A 17,953-nucleotide genomic window follows, 5' to 3' on the forward strand; every position below is an offset into this window, starting at 1 on the left:
AATTCGCCGCGCGCGTCACTAGGTCGAACGGCCAGAAACGCTTGAGTCTTAAGTGTTAACTTTTAGCCGGCGCGTTGGCGCAGACGTTCCGCGACCGTGCCTTGGCGCAGGAAATCCATCGCGCGCTTCAGCTGGTAATCTTCGTCGGCGTCCCAGTTTTCCGGCGGCATGTCTTCCGGCACGTGCACGGCGCGACGTTGCGCGCCCGAATCGTTGTCGAGCGCGTTAGGCAAATCCGCTTCCGAAACGCCGAGGCGTTGCAGCCGCGCGATCTGTTCGGCGTCGATACGACGCGCCGCGACTTCCATGTCTGGCGTGATGCCGGCGCCTTGGATCGAGCGACCCGCCGGCGTGTAATAGCGCGCCGTGGTGAGGCGCAGCGCGCCGTCGCGGCCGCCTTGCAGCGGGATCACCGTCTGCACCGAGCCTTTGCCAAACGAATCCGTACCGACGATCAGCGCACGGTTGCGGTCCTGCAGGGCGCCCGCAACGATTTCCGCCGCGGAGGCGCTGGCGCCGTTGATCAGCACAACGATCGGCACGCCGGCCATGTCGTCGCCGCGGCGCGCATTGTAGCGCTGCACGTCTTCTGGCTGACGGCCACGCGTGGAGACCACTTCGCCGCCATCCAGGAAAGCGTCCGAAACTTCGATCGCTTGATCGAGCAGGCCGCCGGGATTGTTGCGCAGATCGACCACGACGCCGCGCAGGCGTCCGCCGGTGTCGCGGCGCACGGTGCGGATCGCGTCCTGCAGCATGTCGCCGGTGCGTTCGTTGAAGGTCGAGATGCGGATCACGCCGACATCGCCGCCTTCAACGCGCGCCGTGACAGCGCGCACATTGATGATTTCACGTTGTAGCGTGACGTCGAACGGATCGGTGCCTTCGCGTGCTACCGTGACGACGATCGATGAGCCGGCTTCGCCGCGCATGCGGCGCACAGCGTCGTTCAGCGTGAGGCCCACAATGCTTTCGCCGTCGATGGCAGTGAGATAATCGCCCGCTTGAATGCCAGCGCGCGCGGCCGGTGTGCCGTCGATCGGGGAGACGACGCGGACGACGCCTTCTTCCGACGTGACTTCAATGCCGAGGCCGCCGTATTCGCCGCGCGTCTGCGTTTGCATTTCGCGGTAATCGGCGGCGTTCATGTACGAGGAGTGCGGATCGAGCGAGGCGAGCATGCCTTGGATGGCCGCTTCCATCGCCTCTTCTTCGTTGATCTCGGTGACGTAATCCTGCTCGACGCGCGCCAGCACATCGGCAAAGAGCTCAAGCTGGCGATAGATGTCGCCACGGCCAGGCTCTTCAGGCGCGGACCAAGCCAGAGCGCCGACGAGAGCCGCCATGCCGGCGACGGGCGCTGCAATCCACGCTATCCGCATCTCAATCCCCCAAGGCGATATTGATCGCCCGCAAGGTGTTAACCAGCTCTAACGCTCGATCCGCTGGCGAGCCGCGAACCGAGCCATCTTCCAGGATCGACCGGTTGGCCGCCCCGCCGCACTTCCACATACAAATCCGGCGCCGTCGTGTCCGAACTGGGCATTTGTCCGATTGTCTGGCCGGCCACTACAGTTTCGCCCACGCGGGCCTGGATGGTTTCGAGTCCGGTGAGAACCAGAGCGTAACCACCGTCTACGTTCAGGATCAAGACTTGGCCGTAGCTTCTGAACACTCCGGCGTAGGCAATTTCAGCGTTTGCGGGCGCGATGACCCGTGCGCCTGAGGCGGTGCGCACCAAGACGCCTTGAGACGCCAGGCCGTCGGCGTCGCGGGCGCCATAATTTCGCGTAATGCGGCCTTCGGCTGGGGCCATCCAAGAGGCCGGAACAACAGAGGGGCCGGAGGGGGCGGGTGTCGCGGCGGCCGTGCGCGCGGTGCTCCGCTGCACCCGCTGGGCGAGCTCACGCAGGTTCCGCGCTTCTGCGGCGAGTTGGCGTGCGCGCCGGTCGGCGGCGCTGGCATCGCGCGTAAGCTGTGTTTGTGCCGCACGGCGTTGGGTGATGAGGCTGGCGATCTGCGTGCGCTCGGCTTCTAGCGCTTCTTGTGCGGCGGCGAGCGTGACCTGCTCTTCGGCAATGGCGATTTCAAGTCGACGCGCTTCCGCGATCGAAGTGGCGGAGGCGCGTTCGACGCGGGCAAAGCCAGGGGCGGCGGCGCGTGCGAAAATGCCGGCGCGCACGGCTCGCGGCTCAACGCGGCGCTCGGCGAAGGCGGCGGCGATGATCGCGGATTCAAGCGCGCTCTGCGCATGGCGGCGACGCACGGTGTCGGTGCTGATCTGTGCATGCAGCGCATCGAGACGCGCTTGCGCTTCGGCGGCGGCGATTTCGGCTTCTTGGCGGCGTTGGTTGGCGGCGCTCAAGCGCGCATCGAGTTGGCGCACGTCGCGTCGCGCCGCATTGGCTTCCGTGCGCAAGCGTTCAGCGCGCGCGACTTCAGCGCGGCGTTCGCGCTCGGCCTGCGTGGCCGTACGTCGGGTTTGGGCGTCCGCGTTCCCTAGACACATCGCGAGCGCGGCAAACGCACATGCGACGAGGGCGCGGGCGCGTCCTGCGCCTCGAGCCATAATCCACACCACCAATAAGCCGGGATCTTTCAGTCCCGATGGTAGGGATTACCGCTCAAAATCGTCACAGCTCGGTAAATTTGCTCGGAAATCATCACACGAACCAAGCGATGCGGCCAAGTCTGTCGCCCAAAAGCCAGCTTTTCGTCCGCTTGGTCCTTAAGGCTTTGTGAAGCGCCATCGGCGCCGCCTATCCAAAACGTTAAGGCGGGCACGCCGTCATCGCGCCACCGCGCGAGCTTTTCGGCCATTTGTCGCGACGCCCATTCCGCGCCGCGTTCGTCGAGCAGAATTTTGCGCGAGGTATCAGGCGTCGCTTTGAACAACGCCGCCGCTTCCGCGCGCTGATCGCCTGCGGGTTTGCCTTCAACTTCGATGAGCTCGAAACTTTTGAAACCCAGCGAGCGCGCCGCTGCATTCGCGCGCGCGACATAGTCCGCTGTCATCGCCGCTTCCGGCCCATCGCGAAGCCGGCCCACTGCGGCGATGATCACGCGCATGTCTTAGCTCGGCAGCGCCGTCGTATGGTTGCCGGACCAGATTTTTTCGATGTTGTAGAAGCTGCGTACTTCCGGGCGGAAGAGGTGCACGACAACGTCGCCCGCATCCACGAGCACCCAATCGGCCTGCGGCATGCCTTCGACGCGCACGTCTTTGACGCCCGCTTCTTTCAGTTTGCGCATGACGTGATCGGCCAGCGCGCCGACATGACGTGCGGAGCGGCCGGAAGCGACGACGAGCATGTCTGCGAAGGAAGATTTGCCGCGAATATCGATCGAGACGATTTCCTCAGCCTTGTCGTCCTCAAGCGAGGTGAGAACGACTTGCGTGGCGGCGTCGACATCGATGCCGGGCGCAGGGCGGTTCGGATCGCGTGGCTTGCCAGCTTCGGGCGCGGCGGCTTCGCGTTTCATTTCAGGCGACAGAACGTGGGTTCCTTCTTCATCCCCAGGACAAGCGGGAACGCTATCACTTCCGGCCCGGCTTCGCCACAGGCCGACGGCGCGCCGTCCGCAGTGCTGTGGAAGATTGGAAATTGTGCCGCGCATTCAAATAGCTCCAGCCCTTCGGGGCTGACATGCGCAGCCCCGGCCCGGCGCCAGGGCGGGAGACTATGGCGATCGGCACGGCGCGGGCGACCTCGCGCCAATTTCGCCATTTGCGGAAGTTCGCCAGATTGTCCGCCCCCATCACGAGCGTAAAGCGCACGCCGGGATAGAGGCGCTTCAGCCGCCGCAGCGTCTGGTAGGTAAACGCACAGCCGAGCCGGCTTTCCAGATCGGTGACGACCATCTGGCGGCCATGCGCGAGTTCATGCGCCGAGGCGAGGCGTTGCTCGATCGGGCTCGATTTCGGCTTCAGCGGATTTTGCGGCGACACAAGCCACCACACGCGATCAAGGCCGAGCCGTTTCAGCGCCGTTTCCGCTACATGCGCATGGCCTTCGTGCGCGGGATCAAAGCTGCCGCCGAAGAGCCCGATCTTCATGCCGGGATAAGCGACGGGGAGGCCATGCTTCACGGCCGGATTTGCCCCGTGCCGCGCACCACGTATTTGAAGGTTGTGAGCTGCTCGGCGCCCACCGGCCCGCGCGCGTGCATGCGTCCTGTGGCGATGCCGATCTCGCCGCCAAAGCCAAACTCGCCGCCATCGGCGAATTGCGTCGACGCATTGTGCAGCACGATCGCGCTATCGACCTCGCGCAAGAATTTGTCTCCGATCGCCTGATCTTCGGTGACGATGCATTCAGTGTGCTGCGAACCGTATTTGGCGATATGCGCGATCGCGTCATCGACGCCGCCGATCAGGCGAACAGAAAGGATCGGCGCCAGATATTCGGTGCTCCAATCTTCTTCGCTGGCGGCGTTCATCTCAACGATGGCGCGCGCTTCATCATCGCCGCGCAATTCGCAGCCGCGCTCAACCAGAGCCGCTGCAATCTTGGGTAACAGCGCTGGCGCGATCTCGCGATCGATCAGCAGTGTCTCGGTTGAACCGCATACCGAAACGCGTCGCATCTTGGCGTTCACGACCAGCGCAATCGCTTCGTGGGGTTTCGCCGCGGCGTGTACGTAGGTGTGGCAAATGCCTTCTAGGTGCGCGAACACCGGCACGCGCGCTTCATTCTGTACCCGCGCCACCACCGACTTGCCGCCGCGGGGCACGATCACATCAATTGCGCCGTCCAGGCCAGCCAGCATCATGCCCACCGCCGCGCGATCCGCGCTCGGCACGATCTGCACTGCATCCTCCGGCAGGCCGACCTCGCGCAATGCGCCGCGCAATGCTTCGCCGATCGCCGCCACCGAAGCCGCGCTATCCGAGCCGCCGCGCAAAATGATCGTATTGCCCGCGCGCAGCGCCAGCGCCGCCGCGTCCGCCGCCACATTCGGCCGGCTTTCGAAGATCATGCCGATTACGCCGATCGGCGTACGCACGCGCGCAATGCGCAAGCCATTCGGACGCGTCCATTCCGAAAGCGTCGCGCCAACCGGGTCGGGCAGTGCGGCCACGACATCGACGCCCTTGGCCACGCCTTCAAGCCGCGCCTCATCCAACGCGAGGCGATCGATGAAGCTCTCGGCCAAGCTGTTCGCGCGCGCGCGCGCCACGTCTTCGGCATTGGCGCGCAGAATTTCCGGCGCCGTATCGCGCAGGCGCCGCGCCATCGCTTCGAGCGCCGCTGTCCGCGTCGCGCCATCAGCGTCGCGCACGGCGCGGCGCGCGGCGCGCGCGCGCTGGCCGAGCTCTAGCATCTGGGTTTCAAGCGCGCTCATGTCGCTCATCTTACGACCAGATCGTCGGCGTGAACTAGCGCCGCGCCCGCTTCGTAGCCGAGGGTCTCGCTGATCGCCGCGCTTTTCAGCCCTTTGATCCGCGCCGCGTCACTCGCATCATAGCGCGCTAGCCCGCGCCCGATCTCGGCGCCGTCCGGCCCGACAATCCGCACGGCATCGCCCTTCTCAAACGCGCCGCGCACCTCGGTCACGCCAGCCGGCAACAAGCTTTTGCCCGCGCGCAGCGCCGTAACAGCGCCCGCATCGACGACCAACGTGCCTTGCGGATCAAGCCTTCCGGCAATCCAAGCTTTGTAGGCCGCGCGGGGTGTTGCATGTGGCAAGAACCACGTCGCGCGCGCGCCAGCCTTCAAGCGCGAAAGCGGGTTGAACTCCGCGCCCTTGGTGATGGCTACAGCGCAACCCGCCGCTGTCGCGATCTTCGCCGCTTCGATCTTCGTGCGCATGCCGCCCGAGCCGACACCCGCCGCTTCGTTCACACCGCCCGCCATCGCTTCGATCGCGGGCGTGATGTCCCTCACCTCCGGCACGAACGCCGCGTTCGGATCGCTGCGGGGATCGCGCTCGTAGAGCCCATCGATGTCAGAGAGCAGCAGTAGCGCATCAGCGGACACCATTTGCGCCGCGCGCGCGGCCAACCGATCATTGTCGCCGTAGCGGATCTCCGCCGTTGCCACTGTATCGTTCTCGTTCACGATCGGCACGGCGCCTAGATCAAGCAATGTCTCCAGCGTTGCGCGTGCGTTGAGCCAGCGCCGCCGACGCTCCGTATCGTCCGGCGTGAGCAGGGCTTGTGCGACAGGAATGTTGTGGCGTGCGAAGGCTTCCTCATACGCACCCATCAAGCGCGCTTGGCCCGCCGCCGCCGCCGCTTGCTTCTCTTCAAGCCGCGCGGTCTTGCTCAAGCCCAACACGCGCCGCCCGAGTGCAATAGCGCCGGACGAAACCATCAGCACGCTCTGCCCAGCCTTGCGCGCTTCGGCGACGTCATCCGCCAGCGCCGCGAGCCACGCCCGAGCCGGTTGCCCCGTTGCGCCATCGACCAAGAGCGCGGACCCAATCTTGATAACGATGCGCTTTGCGTTGGCGAGCGGCGCGCTCACGGCGTCCACTCGCCGGTCGAAGAGCTTTCATCTTCTGCTTGCACTTCCTCGTCATGGCGCGCGCGCAGCATGGCGGCGATGTCGTTCACCAAGTCGCGTACGCCCGCGCCAGAGACGCCCGAAACCAGCCGCACTTCCTTGCCGATCGCACGCGACAGCGCCGCACGCTTGCGGTTCGCCTCGGCGGGCGTGAGTGCGTCGATCTTGTTGAGCGCGACAATCTCAGGCTTCTCGGCGAGGCCTTCACCATACGCTTCGATCTCGTGGCGCACGGTGCGATATGCTTCCGTTGCGCTCTCGCCTGTCGCGTCGATGAGATGTACGAGCGCCACGCAGCGTTCGACGTGACCCAAGAAGCGCGTGCCTAGGCCGGTGCCTTCCGCCGCGCCTTCGATCAGGCCGGGCAAGTCCGCCATGATGAAGCGCGTGCTATCGCTCACCGTCACCACGCCCAAATGCGGATGCAGTGTCGTGAACGGATAGTCCGCCACCTTCGGCGTCGCCGAACTCACCGCGCGTAGGAAGGTCGACTTGCCCGCGTTCGGTAAACCCACAAGCCCCGCGTCCGCAATCAGCTTCAAGCGCAGCCAAAGTGTCCGCTCTTCGCCTTCTTGGCCGGGATTGGCGTGATAGGGCGCGCGATTGGTTGACGATTTGAAATATTCATTGCCGAAGCCGCCGTTGCCGCCCTTGGCGATCAGGATGCGCATGCCCGGCTTGTCGAGATCGGCAATCACCGTCTCTTTGTCTTCTTCGAGCACCTGCGTGCCCGTCGGCACTTTCAGCGTGATCGATTCCCCGTCAGCGCCGTGCCGGCTTCGGCCCATGCCATGGCCGCCGGTCGCTGCTTTGAAGTGCTGCTGGTAGCGATAGTCGATCAGTGTGTTCAGGCCGTCGGCGCTTTCGATCCACACGTCGCCCCCGCGGCCGCCATCGCCGCCGTCCGGGCCGCCATACTCAATGAATTTTTCGCGCCGGAACGAGACCGCACCGGCGCCGCCGTTGCCGGAGCGCACGTAGATTTTGGTCTGATCCAGGAATTTCATGGCGCTCTATATGGCCGCGAGAGGCTTTTGCCTCAATCGCTTTCGCGCCGCCAACGCAGCGAAACGCGCTGGTCCCCGCTGCTGAGGAAGCTGGTGATCAGCACCAGGCGCGGGCGGATCGTCCATTCGACGGTGGATTGCGCTTCGCCAAGCCCGGTGCGCGCCACTTCGACGTAAACGTCGCGTGTAAGGTAAACGCCGCCAGCGACGAGGAAGCCGCCGTCTTCGTCCTGGCGGACGTTGAAGCGGTCAAGCCCCGCTGCGGCGCGCGCCGCGTCCACCAGATCGAGCGAGGCGTTACCCGAGAGCGCGGCCAAGCTTGCGGCGAGCTGCGCGGCTTCCAGCGCGGAGAGATCTTCGACCGAACGGCCGAACAGCACTTGCGGCAGGATTTCATCTTCCGGCAGGCCGGGGTCGCTGGTGAACGACACTTCTGGATCGCGCGCCGTGCCGGTGAGATGCACGTAAGCGGTGAGATCAGCCGTGTCGCGCGTGGCGCGTAGGTTGATTTCCGCATCCAACGGATCGCCGCTGAAAATGATGCGTGAATTGTCGTCGATCTCGAACGGCTGGCCGGAGAGGGCGAGCGTGCCACGCACCGCGCGCGCTTCGCCATAGACCAGCGGATTGCGCGACGTGCCGGTAAGCCTGAGATCAAGCGCCCATTCCGCATCGACGCCGCGTCCGCGCGTGAATACGCGACCCGGCGCAGTCACCCGGACATCGAGCGTCGTCGCGCCATTGCGGCGCGGCGCGGTTTCGATCTCGCCATAGTCTTGCTCGCCCGGCCGATTGATCTCGACAACGTCGATCGTTGGAATACCAGATTCCGGGTTGGATGCGATGTCGATGTCAGCCGAGCTGATGTTCAGTGCGCCCGTGAGCGATGAGTGCAGTCCCTCCCAAACCAGCTCCAATTCGCCGCTCGCGATTGCGCGCGCATCCGGCCGGTCCGCGACGCGCATGTCCTGTACGTTCACACTGATGCGGCCCTCGCGCTCGTTCGCGCTGCCCCCAGTCGCGGTCAGCCTGCCGCCGCGTGGACCAGATGCGGTGAAGTTGTCGATTGTCACGCCGCGGTCATCGAGCGCGACGCGCGCGTCGAGATCGACCAAAGTAATGCCCGTCAGCTTGTCCTCGAAGCGCCCATCAACGATCTCGATATGGCCGTCACCTGAAAGATAGCCGGCGCCAAATTCGATCTCGCCTTCGCCGTCGAGCTGGCCTTGCAGTGATTGATCCGGCAGCCGCGCCGCCGCCCACAGGCTCTCCGCCGGCCCACGTACCGACCATTGCGCGCGTCCGCGCCGCTCCGGCGCCAGCGCGATGCGGATAGGCGCGGCGCTTGTCTCCACCGGCGCGTCCGCTTGAAAGCGTGCGACTAGGCCTTCTGTGGATGTCGCATCGACCACGGCCTGCAAGCGGGTCGGATCAAGATCTGCGACAATGCGCATATCTAGGCGGCCGCGCTGCCGCCCGGCGAAGCGCGCGTCATCGAGCGTCACGTCTGCGTTGCCGCTCAGCCCGCCGCCTTGGTTCGCCAACGTGATGCGGCCATCGATGCGGCCTTCGGCGCGCTCACCCCAAATCTGCGCCAGCGGCATGAGCGGTGCGTCCTCGATTTGCGCCGTGCCGGAGAGGGCGCGTCCGCGCTCTTCCCATTGCGCCTGAAGCACGCCGTCGCCGATCGCTACATTTAGCGACGCGCCCATGCGTCCATTTTGCCAAGCCGCTTCGATCGGCGCGCGTGTGAAAATCACCGCGTCCGCCAATGTGCCACGGCCTTCGATGCGCAGCGTGCTTGCGCCGTCGAGGTCAAGAGCTGCCGTGCCGGCGAACTCAAGCGGCGCTTGGCGCAAGCGCCCCCGCATATCGAACCGCGCCGCGATGGCGTTGAACGGCCCTTCTGCGCGCAAGTTCGCCGCGCGCACGCGCAGCTCGCCCATGCGCGCATCGGCGATTTGCGCATCCAGCAGCAAAGTCTCCGGCGTCAGCGAAAGATCGCCCAGCATGCGTCCGGTCACGCCTGTTACGAGGCCATCTATCAGGCCGTTCACTGCAAGCTCCGCGCTGACGCCCTCTGCTCCGAACATGGCCGAGCCCTGCGCTTGCATGGCGGCGATCTGCGCGTCGAGGTCATCCAGCGCGATGGCCCCGCGCACGATCGCAACATTGGAGGTGGCGCTGACCGGTTGGCCGGAGGTCGTGCCGTTGACCTGCGCACGGCCGGCGTAGCCGTTGGGGCCCGGCGCCAAAGTGAGAGTTAGCGTCGGCTGCTCAACCACGACACCGCCGGCGCTGAAGCTCGACATGCTCGCATTGGCCGTCAGCGTCGGCTGCGCGATGCGACCGGTGAGGCGACCAGTTGCGTCGACCACGCCGGCGATCTGCGCGCCGCCGAGATCAAGCGGCCCGCGCGCGCTGGCTTCGAGTGCGAGATTGGCTTGCCCGTCGACGATGCGCCCTGTCGCACCTGCGCGCAGCTTTGCGCCATCGATGCGTGCGTGCGAGACTGTTATGCCGCCATTCTCGCTGCGCAGGCGCGCGTCGAGCCGTGGTGTTGATCCCAGCAATTGCGGCACAATGTCAGGCGCGCCACCGACATTCTGCCCGGCGCCCTGCATCGTGACAGTCCAGCCGCGCGCATTGTTCACATCCTCGGCGAATGCACGCCAGCGGCCGCCGATTTGGCCGAGCATTTCGCGTGAGAAGGCGGTCAGCGTGTTGACGCGCCACTCGCCGGCAAATTCGCCGTCGCCCCGATTGGTCCAGCCTTGTGCATGGAGATCGAGTGCGTCGCTGGTGAGATCGGCGCGGCTGAGCTCATAGCGGCCGCGCCTGCGATCGAACGACATTTCCGTACGTAGCCGCGCGCGCGTAAACATTGGCGCGGTCCGCGCCGGCGCGCGCAAATCGCCTTCAAGCTGAAAGCGCTCAGATGAGAGTGAGGCGCGCACCGGCCCGCGTAAGGCCGTGGTTTGGCCAAACGCTTCGACGCCCTCGGCGTCCAATGTGCCCTGAATGGCCGTCGTGCCGCGCGCGCGGCGCAATTCGCCTTCCAGCCGCGCGGGGCCGAGTTCAAATGGAGATTCGCGCGCGACATCGGAAAGGCGGCTGGCTGTCGCCACAAAGCGGGCCGGGCCAATTAATTGGCGTTCCGCATCCAATGCGCCCTCCAAGTCGAGTGCGAGATAATTGGTTTCGGCATGCGCCGTGAAATCGCCAAGGCGCGCGCCGGAAGCTTGCAGTCTGATCTCGGCGCCGATGCGGCGCGAGATCGTTTCAAAGTTGGGCAGCGCGTCGAGATCGGCGCGCACATCCGTCGACCATCCTGCGAGCGTCCATTGCGCCGCACCTGAGAGCAACGACGTTTCACCGATCTGCGCGGCAAACGTGGCCCCGCCCGTCTGCGCGTCGCCGTTTCCGAGTGCTGTCGCGCGTATCTCGTGGTTGGGCACGCCGAGCGCGCGTGAAAGAATACCGCCCGCCGCGCCGTGTGCGTCGAGGTTCAGCGCGTAGTCGATGTCAGGACGATAGGTGGCGACGATGTGGTCGGAATCAGAATCCGTGCGCCGGAGATCAAGCTCAAGGCCGTCGATCGATTGGTCGCGATAATCGAGCGCGAAGGCGGCGGAGAACGCCGCTGCCTGACCAAGCACCGCCTCTTCAAGACTAAGCGTGTCGACGTCGAGCTCGCCGATGCGCACATCGAAACTCGCGCCACTCGAGGGGCGTTGTTCGAGGAGGGCGGGCTGGCGGAAGATTGTGATGCTCGACGCATGCGCCACGTCGAGCCGTACCGCGCCAAAGGCGATGTCTTGCGGTCGCCATTGCAATGCGACGTCGCGCGCCTCAATCCAAATTCCGTCTTCATCGGCGATCGTGATGTGTGCGGCACGCAGATCGCCGAGCCAGCCGCCGCTGACGCCGCTAATCTCAATACGCCCAAGCCGCCACACGCGTTGGCCATCGGCGAGATGCTCGACCATCCAGCCAGCCCCTGGGCCGATGGCGGCGATAGCGCCCGCGCCGACGAATGCGCCGCCAGCCGCATACGTCCACCAACGTCGGCGGCGTCGCTTCGGCGTTTCAGGCGGTGGCGCGGGCAAGTCGCTCATCAGAACGCCTGCCCGAGACTGATATAGAGGGCAAAATCGGCGCTCGATTCATCGGCGTCGAGCGGGAAGGCGATATCGGCGCGCAGCGGCGCGAAGCCCAGATCGTAGCGTACACCAAAGCCCGCGCCGTAGCTCAGGTCGGTCGCTTCGCCCCAATCATCGAAAGCTGTGCCGCCATCAACGAAGGCGGCGACGCCCCAGCGTCCCGTCAAACGCCAGCGCACTTCAACCGAGCCTTCAAGCAAGCCTTGTCCGCCTGGCGTTAGCCCGAGCAGATCGCGTTCCGCGGGGTAGATGGAATTGTATTCGTAGCCGCGCACTGAGCCGCCACCGCCGGCATAGAAGCGGCGATCCGGCGGCACGTCGTTCACATCGCCCGACACGGCTTCGAGCCAGCCCGCTTTGATGCGCGCCGCCAGCGTGACGCTGTCTTCGCGGCCGAAGGATTCGTAAATGCGGCCCTCCGCCGTGCCGCGCAAAAAGCCGAGTGTTTCGTCGCCTGTCGAAACCGATGGCTCAATGCGCATCTCAACCAGCGAGCCGTCGTGCGGATCAAGTGTGTAGCCGGTAGAATCGTTGCGTATATTCGCGAAGCCCGAGAGAACGACAGCGTCGCGAATGCTGCCTTGCAGATCGTCGTATTGATCGGCCGCGAGTTGCAGGCCGTAGCTCAAACCAAGCCGTAGCCGTGCGGAGGCATCGACGGAGCCGTACAACGCCACACCTTGGCGGGTGTATGCATCCAGCGCTTCGCGCTCGGCCGATGCGCCAAATGTCATGGTGTGCCCAAGCCCCGCTGCGTGTGGGCGCGCGAGTTCAACGCTTACGCCCTGCGTGAGCTCGGCGAGCGTGGCGTCAACGGTGAGTGCATCGGCGCGACCGGTGAAATTGCGCCGTGTCCAGGCCGCCTGCACGCCGACGCCTTCGGTCGTCGAATAACCGATGCCGAGTTCGTAGGCGTTGCGCTTTGCTGGCTCGAGTTCGACGATGACGTCGCGCACGCCTTCAGCATTCGGTGCGTCGAGCCGTGTCGTCACGCGTGAGACCGCGCCGGTTGAACTCAGATCGCGGCGCAGACGCTGCAGCGCTTCGGGCGTGTAAGCTTCGCCATCGTCCCAGTTCTGCAGATCGGACATGAAGCCAGGACGGAAAACGTCCGCCGGCTCGGCGCGCACGGCGCCGAGGCGCGCGATGCTACCGGTGGTGAAGCGAAAATCCGTGGTGACGCGCGATGTGGCGTGATCCACCACGACGCGTCGTTCGCCCGCGCTCGCATCAGCATAGCCCGCGTTCTGCAGCGCCGCGAGCGCGCTGCTCTCCGCGAGCAGCACGGCTTCGGACCGTGCAGCATCTCCTGCGCGTACGGGCTCAAGCGCGCTGCGCGCTGCATCGGCGCTGGCTTGATCAGGCGCGGCGCCTGTGAAGGTGATTTGCGGCGCTTCGAAGCGAAAGCGCGGGCCAGGCGCGATGACGAGACGCGCGGCCACTGGCTCTTCCGTCGCTTCCGGCGTTACAGTCGCCGCGTAGTATCCTTCTGAGCGCAACCACGCGAGCGCGCGCGACGCGGCTTCCTCCGCAATGCGCTCGGCTTCGAACAAGCTCGTCGGCGTTTCGCGATCGGGCAGCAGATCGAGGATGGCTTCGCGCGTTTCCTCGTCGGCGCCTTCCATGATGACAGGCGAATCCGCCCAGGCGGACGGCGCCTCGGCGGCAAAGCCGATCGCCGCGGCCAGGGCGGCTGGAAGGACAGGAAAAAGACGCATCGCGAGCTTCAGCAATGCTCGCGCGGCGACGGTTAGCGCATCATTAACCATAAGGCCCGGCCTGCGTTCTGCGGCCGGGCCAAAATACTCACAAAATCAAGACGTAAGGAAGGCGAAACACCACCTTGTGGTGCTTTAACCCCAAGGCCCTTTCGGCCTACCGCCGCGTGCGCCCCAGGGGCCGGTATTGGAGGCTTGCTGGGCGCTCATCGTTGGTCGTCCGAAACGGCGCGCGATCTCGCTCAGTTGAGCGATGCGGTTGCGCGTATTCGGGTGGGTCGAGAATAGGTTGTCTGCGCCGCGGCCCGAGAGCGGGTTGATGATGAAGAGGTGCGCCATCGCCGGATTGCGCTCTGCATCTACGTTCACACGCTGACGTGCGTACGCTTCGATCTTCTCCAGCGCACGCGCGAGCGCTTCAGGCTCGCCGCCGATCTCTGCGCCGAGGCGATCGGCTTCGTATTCGCGGGCGCGGCTGATCGCCATCTGCACCAGCGACGCCGCGATCGGCGCCAGGAACATGATCGCCAAGCCCACAAGCGGATTGCGGTCACGATCGCCGAAGAAAAGCGCGAAATTGGCCAGCATCGCCACGGCGCCCGCGATCGTCGCGGTCACAGTCATCGTCAGCGTATCGCGGTTTTTCACGTGCGCGAGTTCGTGCGCCATCACGCCGCGAATTTCATCGCGGGACAAAAGCCCAAGCAAACCGCTGGTCGCCGCCACCGCTGCGTTTTGCGGATCGCGGCCGGTGGCGAACGCGTTCGGCTGCGGGTTGTCAATAATATAGACTTTCGGCGGCGGCAGGTCGGCGCGTTGCGCCAACGCCATCGTATCTTCGTAATAGGCGCGCACGCGCGGATCAGGGTGCCCCGGCTCAAGCGGCTGCGCCTTGAAATGGCGCAACACCATTTTGTCGGCATTCCAATACGCAAAGAGGTTCATCGCGCCCGCGACGACCAGTGCGATCAGCATGCCGCCCGTGCCGCCCACCAGATAGCCGACGCCGCCAAACAGCGCGGTCATCGCGGCGAGCAGGATGTAGGTCTTGAGATGGTTCATCTTTCTCCTCACGTAGCGACAATGATATTGAGTGCGCGCAGGTGAGGTTCAATATGGATGATGCGAAACGCGATATGGCGGAACCGGCAGCGGAGCCAAAGGTGCTGACTCCCGAAGCGCAGCGCGCGCTTGCGGAGGCGGCTGAGCGCCGCCGCGAGGCCCAAAAGCTCGCCAAGGAACACGGTGGCCCCAGCGGCCCGGAGCCGACGCGCTATGGCGATTGGGAGCGCAAGGGCATCGTCTCGGACTTCTGACCAATGGTTAACGCGGCGCCGGCGCCGAACGCCGCGCCGCTAACCAAACCACAAGCTCTCTGGTCGCAATCATTTGCCCCTCTAGGTGAAAAGGCGTAAACGCGCGCCCCGGGATCGGGCCGCATCGTCCGCCCGAAGGGGATCACGATATGGCGCAGGCGTCCGCCGACGCGCCCAAGCCGGACAAGAACGCAGGAAGCGGTGGCCATGGCCCCGCCGCGCATGCCGGATTTTGGGCGCTTGTAATCGGTTCGATCGGCGTCGTGTATGGCGACATCGGCACCAGCCCGCTCTACGCGTTCAAGGAATCTTTTGCGCACCTGCTTACCGAAGGCCGCGGCGTCGCCCAGGCTGAAGAGGTGCTTGGCATCATCTCGCTGATCTTCTGGGCGCTGATGATCGTCGTGACGCTGAAATACATCGTCATCGTCATGCAGATGGATAACAAGGGCGAGGGCGGCACGCTCTCCCTGATGGCGCTTGCGCAGCGCGCGCTCGGCAAACGTACGCCGCTCCTGTTTCTCGTCGGCGTCGCCGGCGCATCGATGTTTTACGGCGACGCGCTGATTACGCCGGCGATCTCGGTGCTCTCGGCGGTTGAAGGTCTCCGCGCTGTGCCTGCGCTTGAGGATTCTATCGATCCTTTCATCCTACCGATTGGTATCGGCATCCTTGTCGGCCTGTTTGCGATCCAGTCGCGCGGCACCGGAGTCATGGGTCGCTACTTCGGACCGATCACCGCGATATGGTTCATTACAATGGGCGCGTTGGGCGCCTACCAGATCATGTCGAACCCCGGCGTGTTCGCGGCGCTTTCGCCCCTGCACGCCATCAGCTTCATGATCGAGCACAGGTTTCTGACGTTCGTAGTGCTCGGTTCCGTGTTTCTCGCCGTCACGGGCGCCGAGGCCCTTTACGCTGACATGGGCCATTTCGGTCGTCGCCCGATCCGTGTCGCATGGGTTGGCCTCGTGTTGCCGGCGCTGACGCTCAATTATCTGGGTCAAGGCGCGTTCGTGTTGGGTCAGCTCGATGTGATCAACGCGGAATATTCCATTGCTCGCGAAGCGGCGCGCGCAGTCGGCGCTGATACTGTGGCGTTCGAATTCAGCCCATTCTTCGAGATGGCGCCGGAAATGTTGCGCCTGCCGCTCGTTATCCTGGCTACGGCGGCCACAGTCATCGCCAGCCAAGCCGTGATCTCCGGCGCGTTTTCGTTAACTCAGCAAGCTATTCAGCTGGGCCTGTTGCCGCGCATGGAAATCCGCCGCACGTCGGAAACGCAGGCAGGTCAAATCTATATGCCGCAGGTGAATTGGCTGCTGCTTGCTGGCGTGCTCGTGCTGACGCTGGCCTTCGGTTCATCCACGCGCCTCGCCGCCGCTTACGGCATTTCCATCACGGGCGAGATGCTGATGAGCACAATCATGGTGTTCATCGTGATCTGGAAGCTCTGGAAGCGCCCGGTTGCGCTCGCGGCGGCGATTGTGACGCCCTTCTTGATCATCGAATTGATCTTCCTGTCATCGAACCTCCAGCGCGTGTGGTCCGGAGGCTTTGTTCCGCTTCTGCTGGCGGTTGGCCTAATCATCATGATGTGGACGTGGGTGCGCGGCTCGCGCTTGCTCGCCGAAACCGTGCGCCGTGACGAGCCGCTGGCGAAGCTGTTCGAAACCCTCTCCCACCACCCGCCGCATCGCGTGCGCGGCGCCGCCATCTTCCTCACGGGCGATCCCGATGTAGCGCCCGCCGCGCTCATGCATAATCTCAAGCACAATCAGGTGCTGCACGAGCAGATCATTATCCTCACCGTGCGCACGATCAACGCGCCCCGTGCGCCTGAGAGCGAGCGTGTGAAGATCGAAGATTTCATGCCGGACGTGAAGCGCGTCCAGCTCACCTTCGGCTTCATGGAAACACCGAACGTCGTCAAAGCGCTCACGGAAGCGCGCAAGCACGGCCTCAAGTTCGACATCATGAAGACGAGCTTCTTCCTCTCCCGCCGCACCATCGTGCCGAGCGAGAAGAGCGGCATGCCGCTCTGGCAGGATCACCTGTTCATCTTCCTCGCCCGTAACGCCACGAACGCCACAGACTTCTTCCACATCCCCTCGGGGCGTGCCGTGGAATTGGGCAATCAGGTGATGGTGTAATACCGCTTTCGCTAAAAAGCTGCGGCCGTAACGGCGCCCCGTGGCGGCGCATCCGGCGGCTGCGCTAGCGTGGAACTCAACGGCGACGGCCCATCGATTTCGATAGGCCCGTGACGGCTGCGCTCATTGGGGGAGCGTAGATGGGTGACCCGACTTCGATTCGGGAGCGGGCGGCGCAAGGGGACGCGCAAGCCCGTGTTCAGTTCGCTTATCAGCTTCTCACCGGAAACGGCGTTGCGCGCTCAGTGCCGCAAGCGTTCGAGCAAGTGCAAGCCGCGTGCGCGCAAGGCAGTGCGAATGCGATGTTGTTGCGTGCGGCGCTCGCTGCGCGAGGCATTGGCTGCGAGATGGACCTCGATGCAGCATATGGGCTCGTGAAACAGGCGGCGGCGCTTGGGCACAGCCACGCGCAACGCCAGCTTACCATTCTTGGCCTGCACGAGTTCGATCGTGCGCCCTGGTTCAAGCCTATTGAAGTCAAGCCGATGGCGGATGCGCCCCGGGTTTTCAGCGTTGAAAAATTCATCCCGAAGTCTGTGTGCGATTGGATCATCGAAGCCGCATCGTCCAAGCTTCAGCCATGCATGGTGTTCAATCCTGATGGCGGCAGCATACGCGATCCCGCGCGCACAAATTCCGCCGCAGGCTTTCATCTAATCGACGGTGATCTCATCCAACAATTGGTGTGTCGACGCATGGCGATCGCCACCGGCCTGCCCCTCGTCAATCAAGAACGCATGAATGTGCTCCGCTACGAGCCAGGTCAGGAATACAAGCCGCACTACGACTTCATCCGACCGTGGGAGCCCGAAGCGCAGGGCTACGCAGCCGAGCTCGCTGAAATGGGGCAGCGCGCGGTGACCGTGCTCATTTATCTGAACGATGGATATGAGGGCGGTGAAACCGTATTCCCGCGCCTCAATCTGGCGTTCAAGGGCAAAGCGGGCGACGCGCTCATTTTCTGGAACGTCTCGCAAGCCGGCGAGCTCGAGCGAGACTCGCTTCACGCGGGCGCGCCTGTGACGGCGGGCGAGAAATGGGTGCTGACACAATGGGTTCGCGAGCGGCAGCATCCGTTGATTTGAGC

The 17,953-nt window shown here is 64.6% G+C and carries 14 protein-coding genes; 3 read left to right on the plus strand and 11 right to left on the minus strand.

All coding sequences use genetic code 11. The features are described 5' to 3' along the window. Positions 1 to 62: 62 nt before the first annotated feature. From EPJ54_RS12525 to htpX, 11 genes are all read right to left on the minus strand, one after another. Positions 63 to 1,382: a S41 family peptidase gene (locus EPJ54_RS12525; protein WP_135212043.1), complete on the minus strand. Its 1,320-nt coding sequence runs from the start codon at positions 1,380 to 1,382 to the stop codon at positions 63 to 65. 38 nt (positions 1,383 to 1,420) lie between these two features. Further along, positions 1,421 to 2,569 carry a murein hydrolase activator EnvC family protein gene (locus EPJ54_RS12530; RefSeq protein ID WP_135212044.1) on the minus strand — a complete coding sequence of 383 codons (1,149 nt, stop codon included), beginning with the start codon at positions 2,567 to 2,569 and terminating at the stop codon, positions 1,421 to 1,423. Between the two features lie 29 nt (positions 2,570 to 2,598). Continuing rightward, entirely contained in the window at positions 2,599 to 3,069 is a 471-nt protein-coding gene (gene rlmH, locus EPJ54_RS12535; protein WP_135212045.1) for a 23S rRNA (pseudouridine(1915)-N(3))-methyltransferase RlmH, read from the minus strand. A 3-nt stretch (positions 3,070 to 3,072) separates the two neighbouring features. Continuing rightward, positions 3,073 to 3,483 carry a ribosome silencing factor gene (rsfS, locus tag EPJ54_RS12540; protein ID WP_135212046.1) on the minus strand — a complete coding sequence of 137 codons (411 nt, stop codon included), beginning with the start codon at positions 3,481 to 3,483 and terminating at the stop codon, positions 3,073 to 3,075. Positions 3,484 to 3,538: 55 nt separating this feature from the next. Continuing rightward, on the minus strand, positions 3,539 to 4,090 hold the full coding sequence (locus EPJ54_RS12545) for a nicotinate-nucleotide adenylyltransferase (RefSeq protein WP_239590903.1): 552 nt from the start codon (positions 4,088 to 4,090) through the stop codon (positions 3,539 to 3,541). Further along, positions 4,087 to 5,355 carry a glutamate-5-semialdehyde dehydrogenase gene (locus tag EPJ54_RS12550; protein WP_167755706.1) on the minus strand — a complete coding sequence of 423 codons (1,269 nt, stop codon included), beginning with the start codon at positions 5,353 to 5,355 and terminating at the stop codon, positions 4,087 to 4,089. Before EPJ54_RS12550 ends, EPJ54_RS12545 begins: the two co-directional genes overlap by 4 nt. After that, positions 5,352 to 6,479 (minus strand): glutamate 5-kinase, encoded by a 1,128-nt coding sequence (gene proB / locus EPJ54_RS12555; protein ID WP_135212047.1) that lies wholly within the window; start codon positions 6,477 to 6,479, stop codon positions 5,352 to 5,354. The genes EPJ54_RS12550 and proB overlap by 4 nt, the downstream gene beginning before the upstream one ends. Next, the gene (gene obgE / locus EPJ54_RS12560; RefSeq protein WP_135212048.1) at positions 6,467 to 7,516 is read right to left on the minus strand and encodes a GTPase ObgE; all 1,050 of its coding nucleotides are present in this window, start codon (positions 7,514 to 7,516) and stop codon (positions 6,467 to 6,469) included. Before obgE ends, proB begins: the two co-directional genes overlap by 13 nt. Before the next feature lie 32 nt (positions 7,517 to 7,548). Next, the gene (locus EPJ54_RS12565; RefSeq protein WP_135212049.1) at positions 7,549 to 11,634 is read right to left on the minus strand and encodes a translocation/assembly module TamB domain-containing protein; all 4,086 of its coding nucleotides are present in this window, start codon (positions 11,632 to 11,634) and stop codon (positions 7,549 to 7,551) included. Further along, on the minus strand, positions 11,634 to 13,397 hold the full coding sequence (locus tag EPJ54_RS12570; RefSeq protein WP_167755707.1) for an autotransporter assembly complex protein TamA: 1,764 nt from the start codon (positions 13,395 to 13,397) through the stop codon (positions 11,634 to 11,636). Before EPJ54_RS12570 ends, EPJ54_RS12565 begins: the two co-directional genes overlap by 1 nt. Before the next feature lie 135 nt (positions 13,398 to 13,532). After that, positions 13,533 to 14,459 (minus strand): zinc metalloprotease HtpX, encoded by a 927-nt coding sequence (gene htpX, locus EPJ54_RS12575; RefSeq protein ID WP_135212051.1) that lies wholly within the window; start codon positions 14,457 to 14,459, stop codon positions 13,533 to 13,535. Positions 14,460 to 14,512: 53 nt separating this feature from the next. Here htpX and EPJ54_RS12580 point away from each other — a divergent pair, with 53 nt between their 5' ends. From EPJ54_RS12580 to EPJ54_RS12590, 3 genes are all read left to right on the plus strand, one after another. Further along, entirely contained in the window at positions 14,513 to 14,713 is a 201-nt protein-coding gene (locus tag EPJ54_RS12580) for a DUF1674 domain-containing protein (RefSeq protein ID WP_239590906.1), read from the plus strand. A gap of 149 nt (positions 14,714 to 14,862) precedes the next feature. Continuing rightward, positions 14,863 to 16,866 (plus strand): potassium transporter Kup, encoded by a 2,004-nt coding sequence (locus tag EPJ54_RS12585; RefSeq protein WP_135212052.1) that lies wholly within the window; start codon positions 14,863 to 14,865, stop codon positions 16,864 to 16,866. Between the two features lie 140 nt (positions 16,867 to 17,006). Beyond that, positions 17,007 to 17,951 carry a 2OG-Fe(II) oxygenase gene (locus EPJ54_RS12590; RefSeq protein ID WP_135212053.1) on the plus strand — a complete coding sequence of 315 codons (945 nt, stop codon included), beginning with the start codon at positions 17,007 to 17,009 and terminating at the stop codon, positions 17,949 to 17,951. Positions 17,952 to 17,953 lie beyond the last annotated feature (2 nt).

The sequence above is a fragment of the Vitreimonas flagellata genome (genome assembly GCF_004634425.1).
In the GTDB taxonomy this organism is placed as follows: domain Bacteria; phylum Pseudomonadota; class Alphaproteobacteria; order Caulobacterales; family Aquidulcibacteraceae; genus Vitreimonas; species Vitreimonas flagellata.

What these genes read in the sequence shown, in the direction of transcription:
- EPJ54_RS12550 (WP_167755706.1), bottom strand. Translation starts at nt 5,355, where the DNA reads ATGAGCGACATGAGCGCGCTTGAAACCCAGATGCTAGAGCTCGGCCAG.
- EPJ54_RS12585 (WP_135212052.1), top strand. Translation starts at nt 14,863, where the DNA reads ATGGCGCAGGCGTCCGCCGACGCGCCCAAGCCGGACAAGAACGCAGGA.
- obgE (WP_135212048.1), bottom strand. Translation starts at nt 7,516, where the DNA reads ATGAAATTCCTGGATCAGACCAAAATCTACGTGCGCTCCGGCAACGGC.
- EPJ54_RS12590 (WP_135212053.1), top strand. Translation starts at nt 17,007, where the DNA reads ATGGGTGACCCGACTTCGATTCGGGAGCGGGCGGCGCAAGGGGACGCG.
- EPJ54_RS12570 (WP_167755707.1), bottom strand. Translation starts at nt 13,397, where the DNA reads ATGCGTCTTTTTCCTGTCCTTCCAGCCGCCCTGGCCGCGGCGATCGGC.
- rlmH (WP_135212045.1), bottom strand. Translation starts at nt 3,069, where the DNA reads ATGCGCGTGATCATCGCCGCAGTGGGCCGGCTTCGCGATGGGCCGGAA.
- rsfS (WP_135212046.1), bottom strand. Translation starts at nt 3,483, where the DNA reads ATGAAACGCGAAGCCGCCGCGCCCGAAGCTGGCAAGCCACGCGATCCG.
- EPJ54_RS12580 (WP_239590906.1), top strand. Translation starts at nt 14,513, where the DNA reads ATGGATGATGCGAAACGCGATATGGCGGAACCGGCAGCGGAGCCAAAG.
- EPJ54_RS12530 (WP_135212044.1), bottom strand. Translation starts at nt 2,569, where the DNA reads ATGGCTCGAGGCGCAGGACGCGCCCGCGCCCTCGTCGCATGTGCGTTT.
- htpX (WP_135212051.1), bottom strand. Translation starts at nt 14,459, where the DNA reads ATGAACCATCTCAAGACCTACATCCTGCTCGCCGCGATGACCGCGCTG.
- EPJ54_RS12525 (WP_135212043.1), bottom strand. Translation starts at nt 1,382, where the DNA reads ATGCGGATAGCGTGGATTGCAGCGCCCGTCGCCGGCATGGCGGCTCTC.
- EPJ54_RS12565 (WP_135212049.1), bottom strand. Translation starts at nt 11,634, where the DNA reads ATGAGCGACTTGCCCGCGCCACCGCCTGAAACGCCGAAGCGACGCCGC.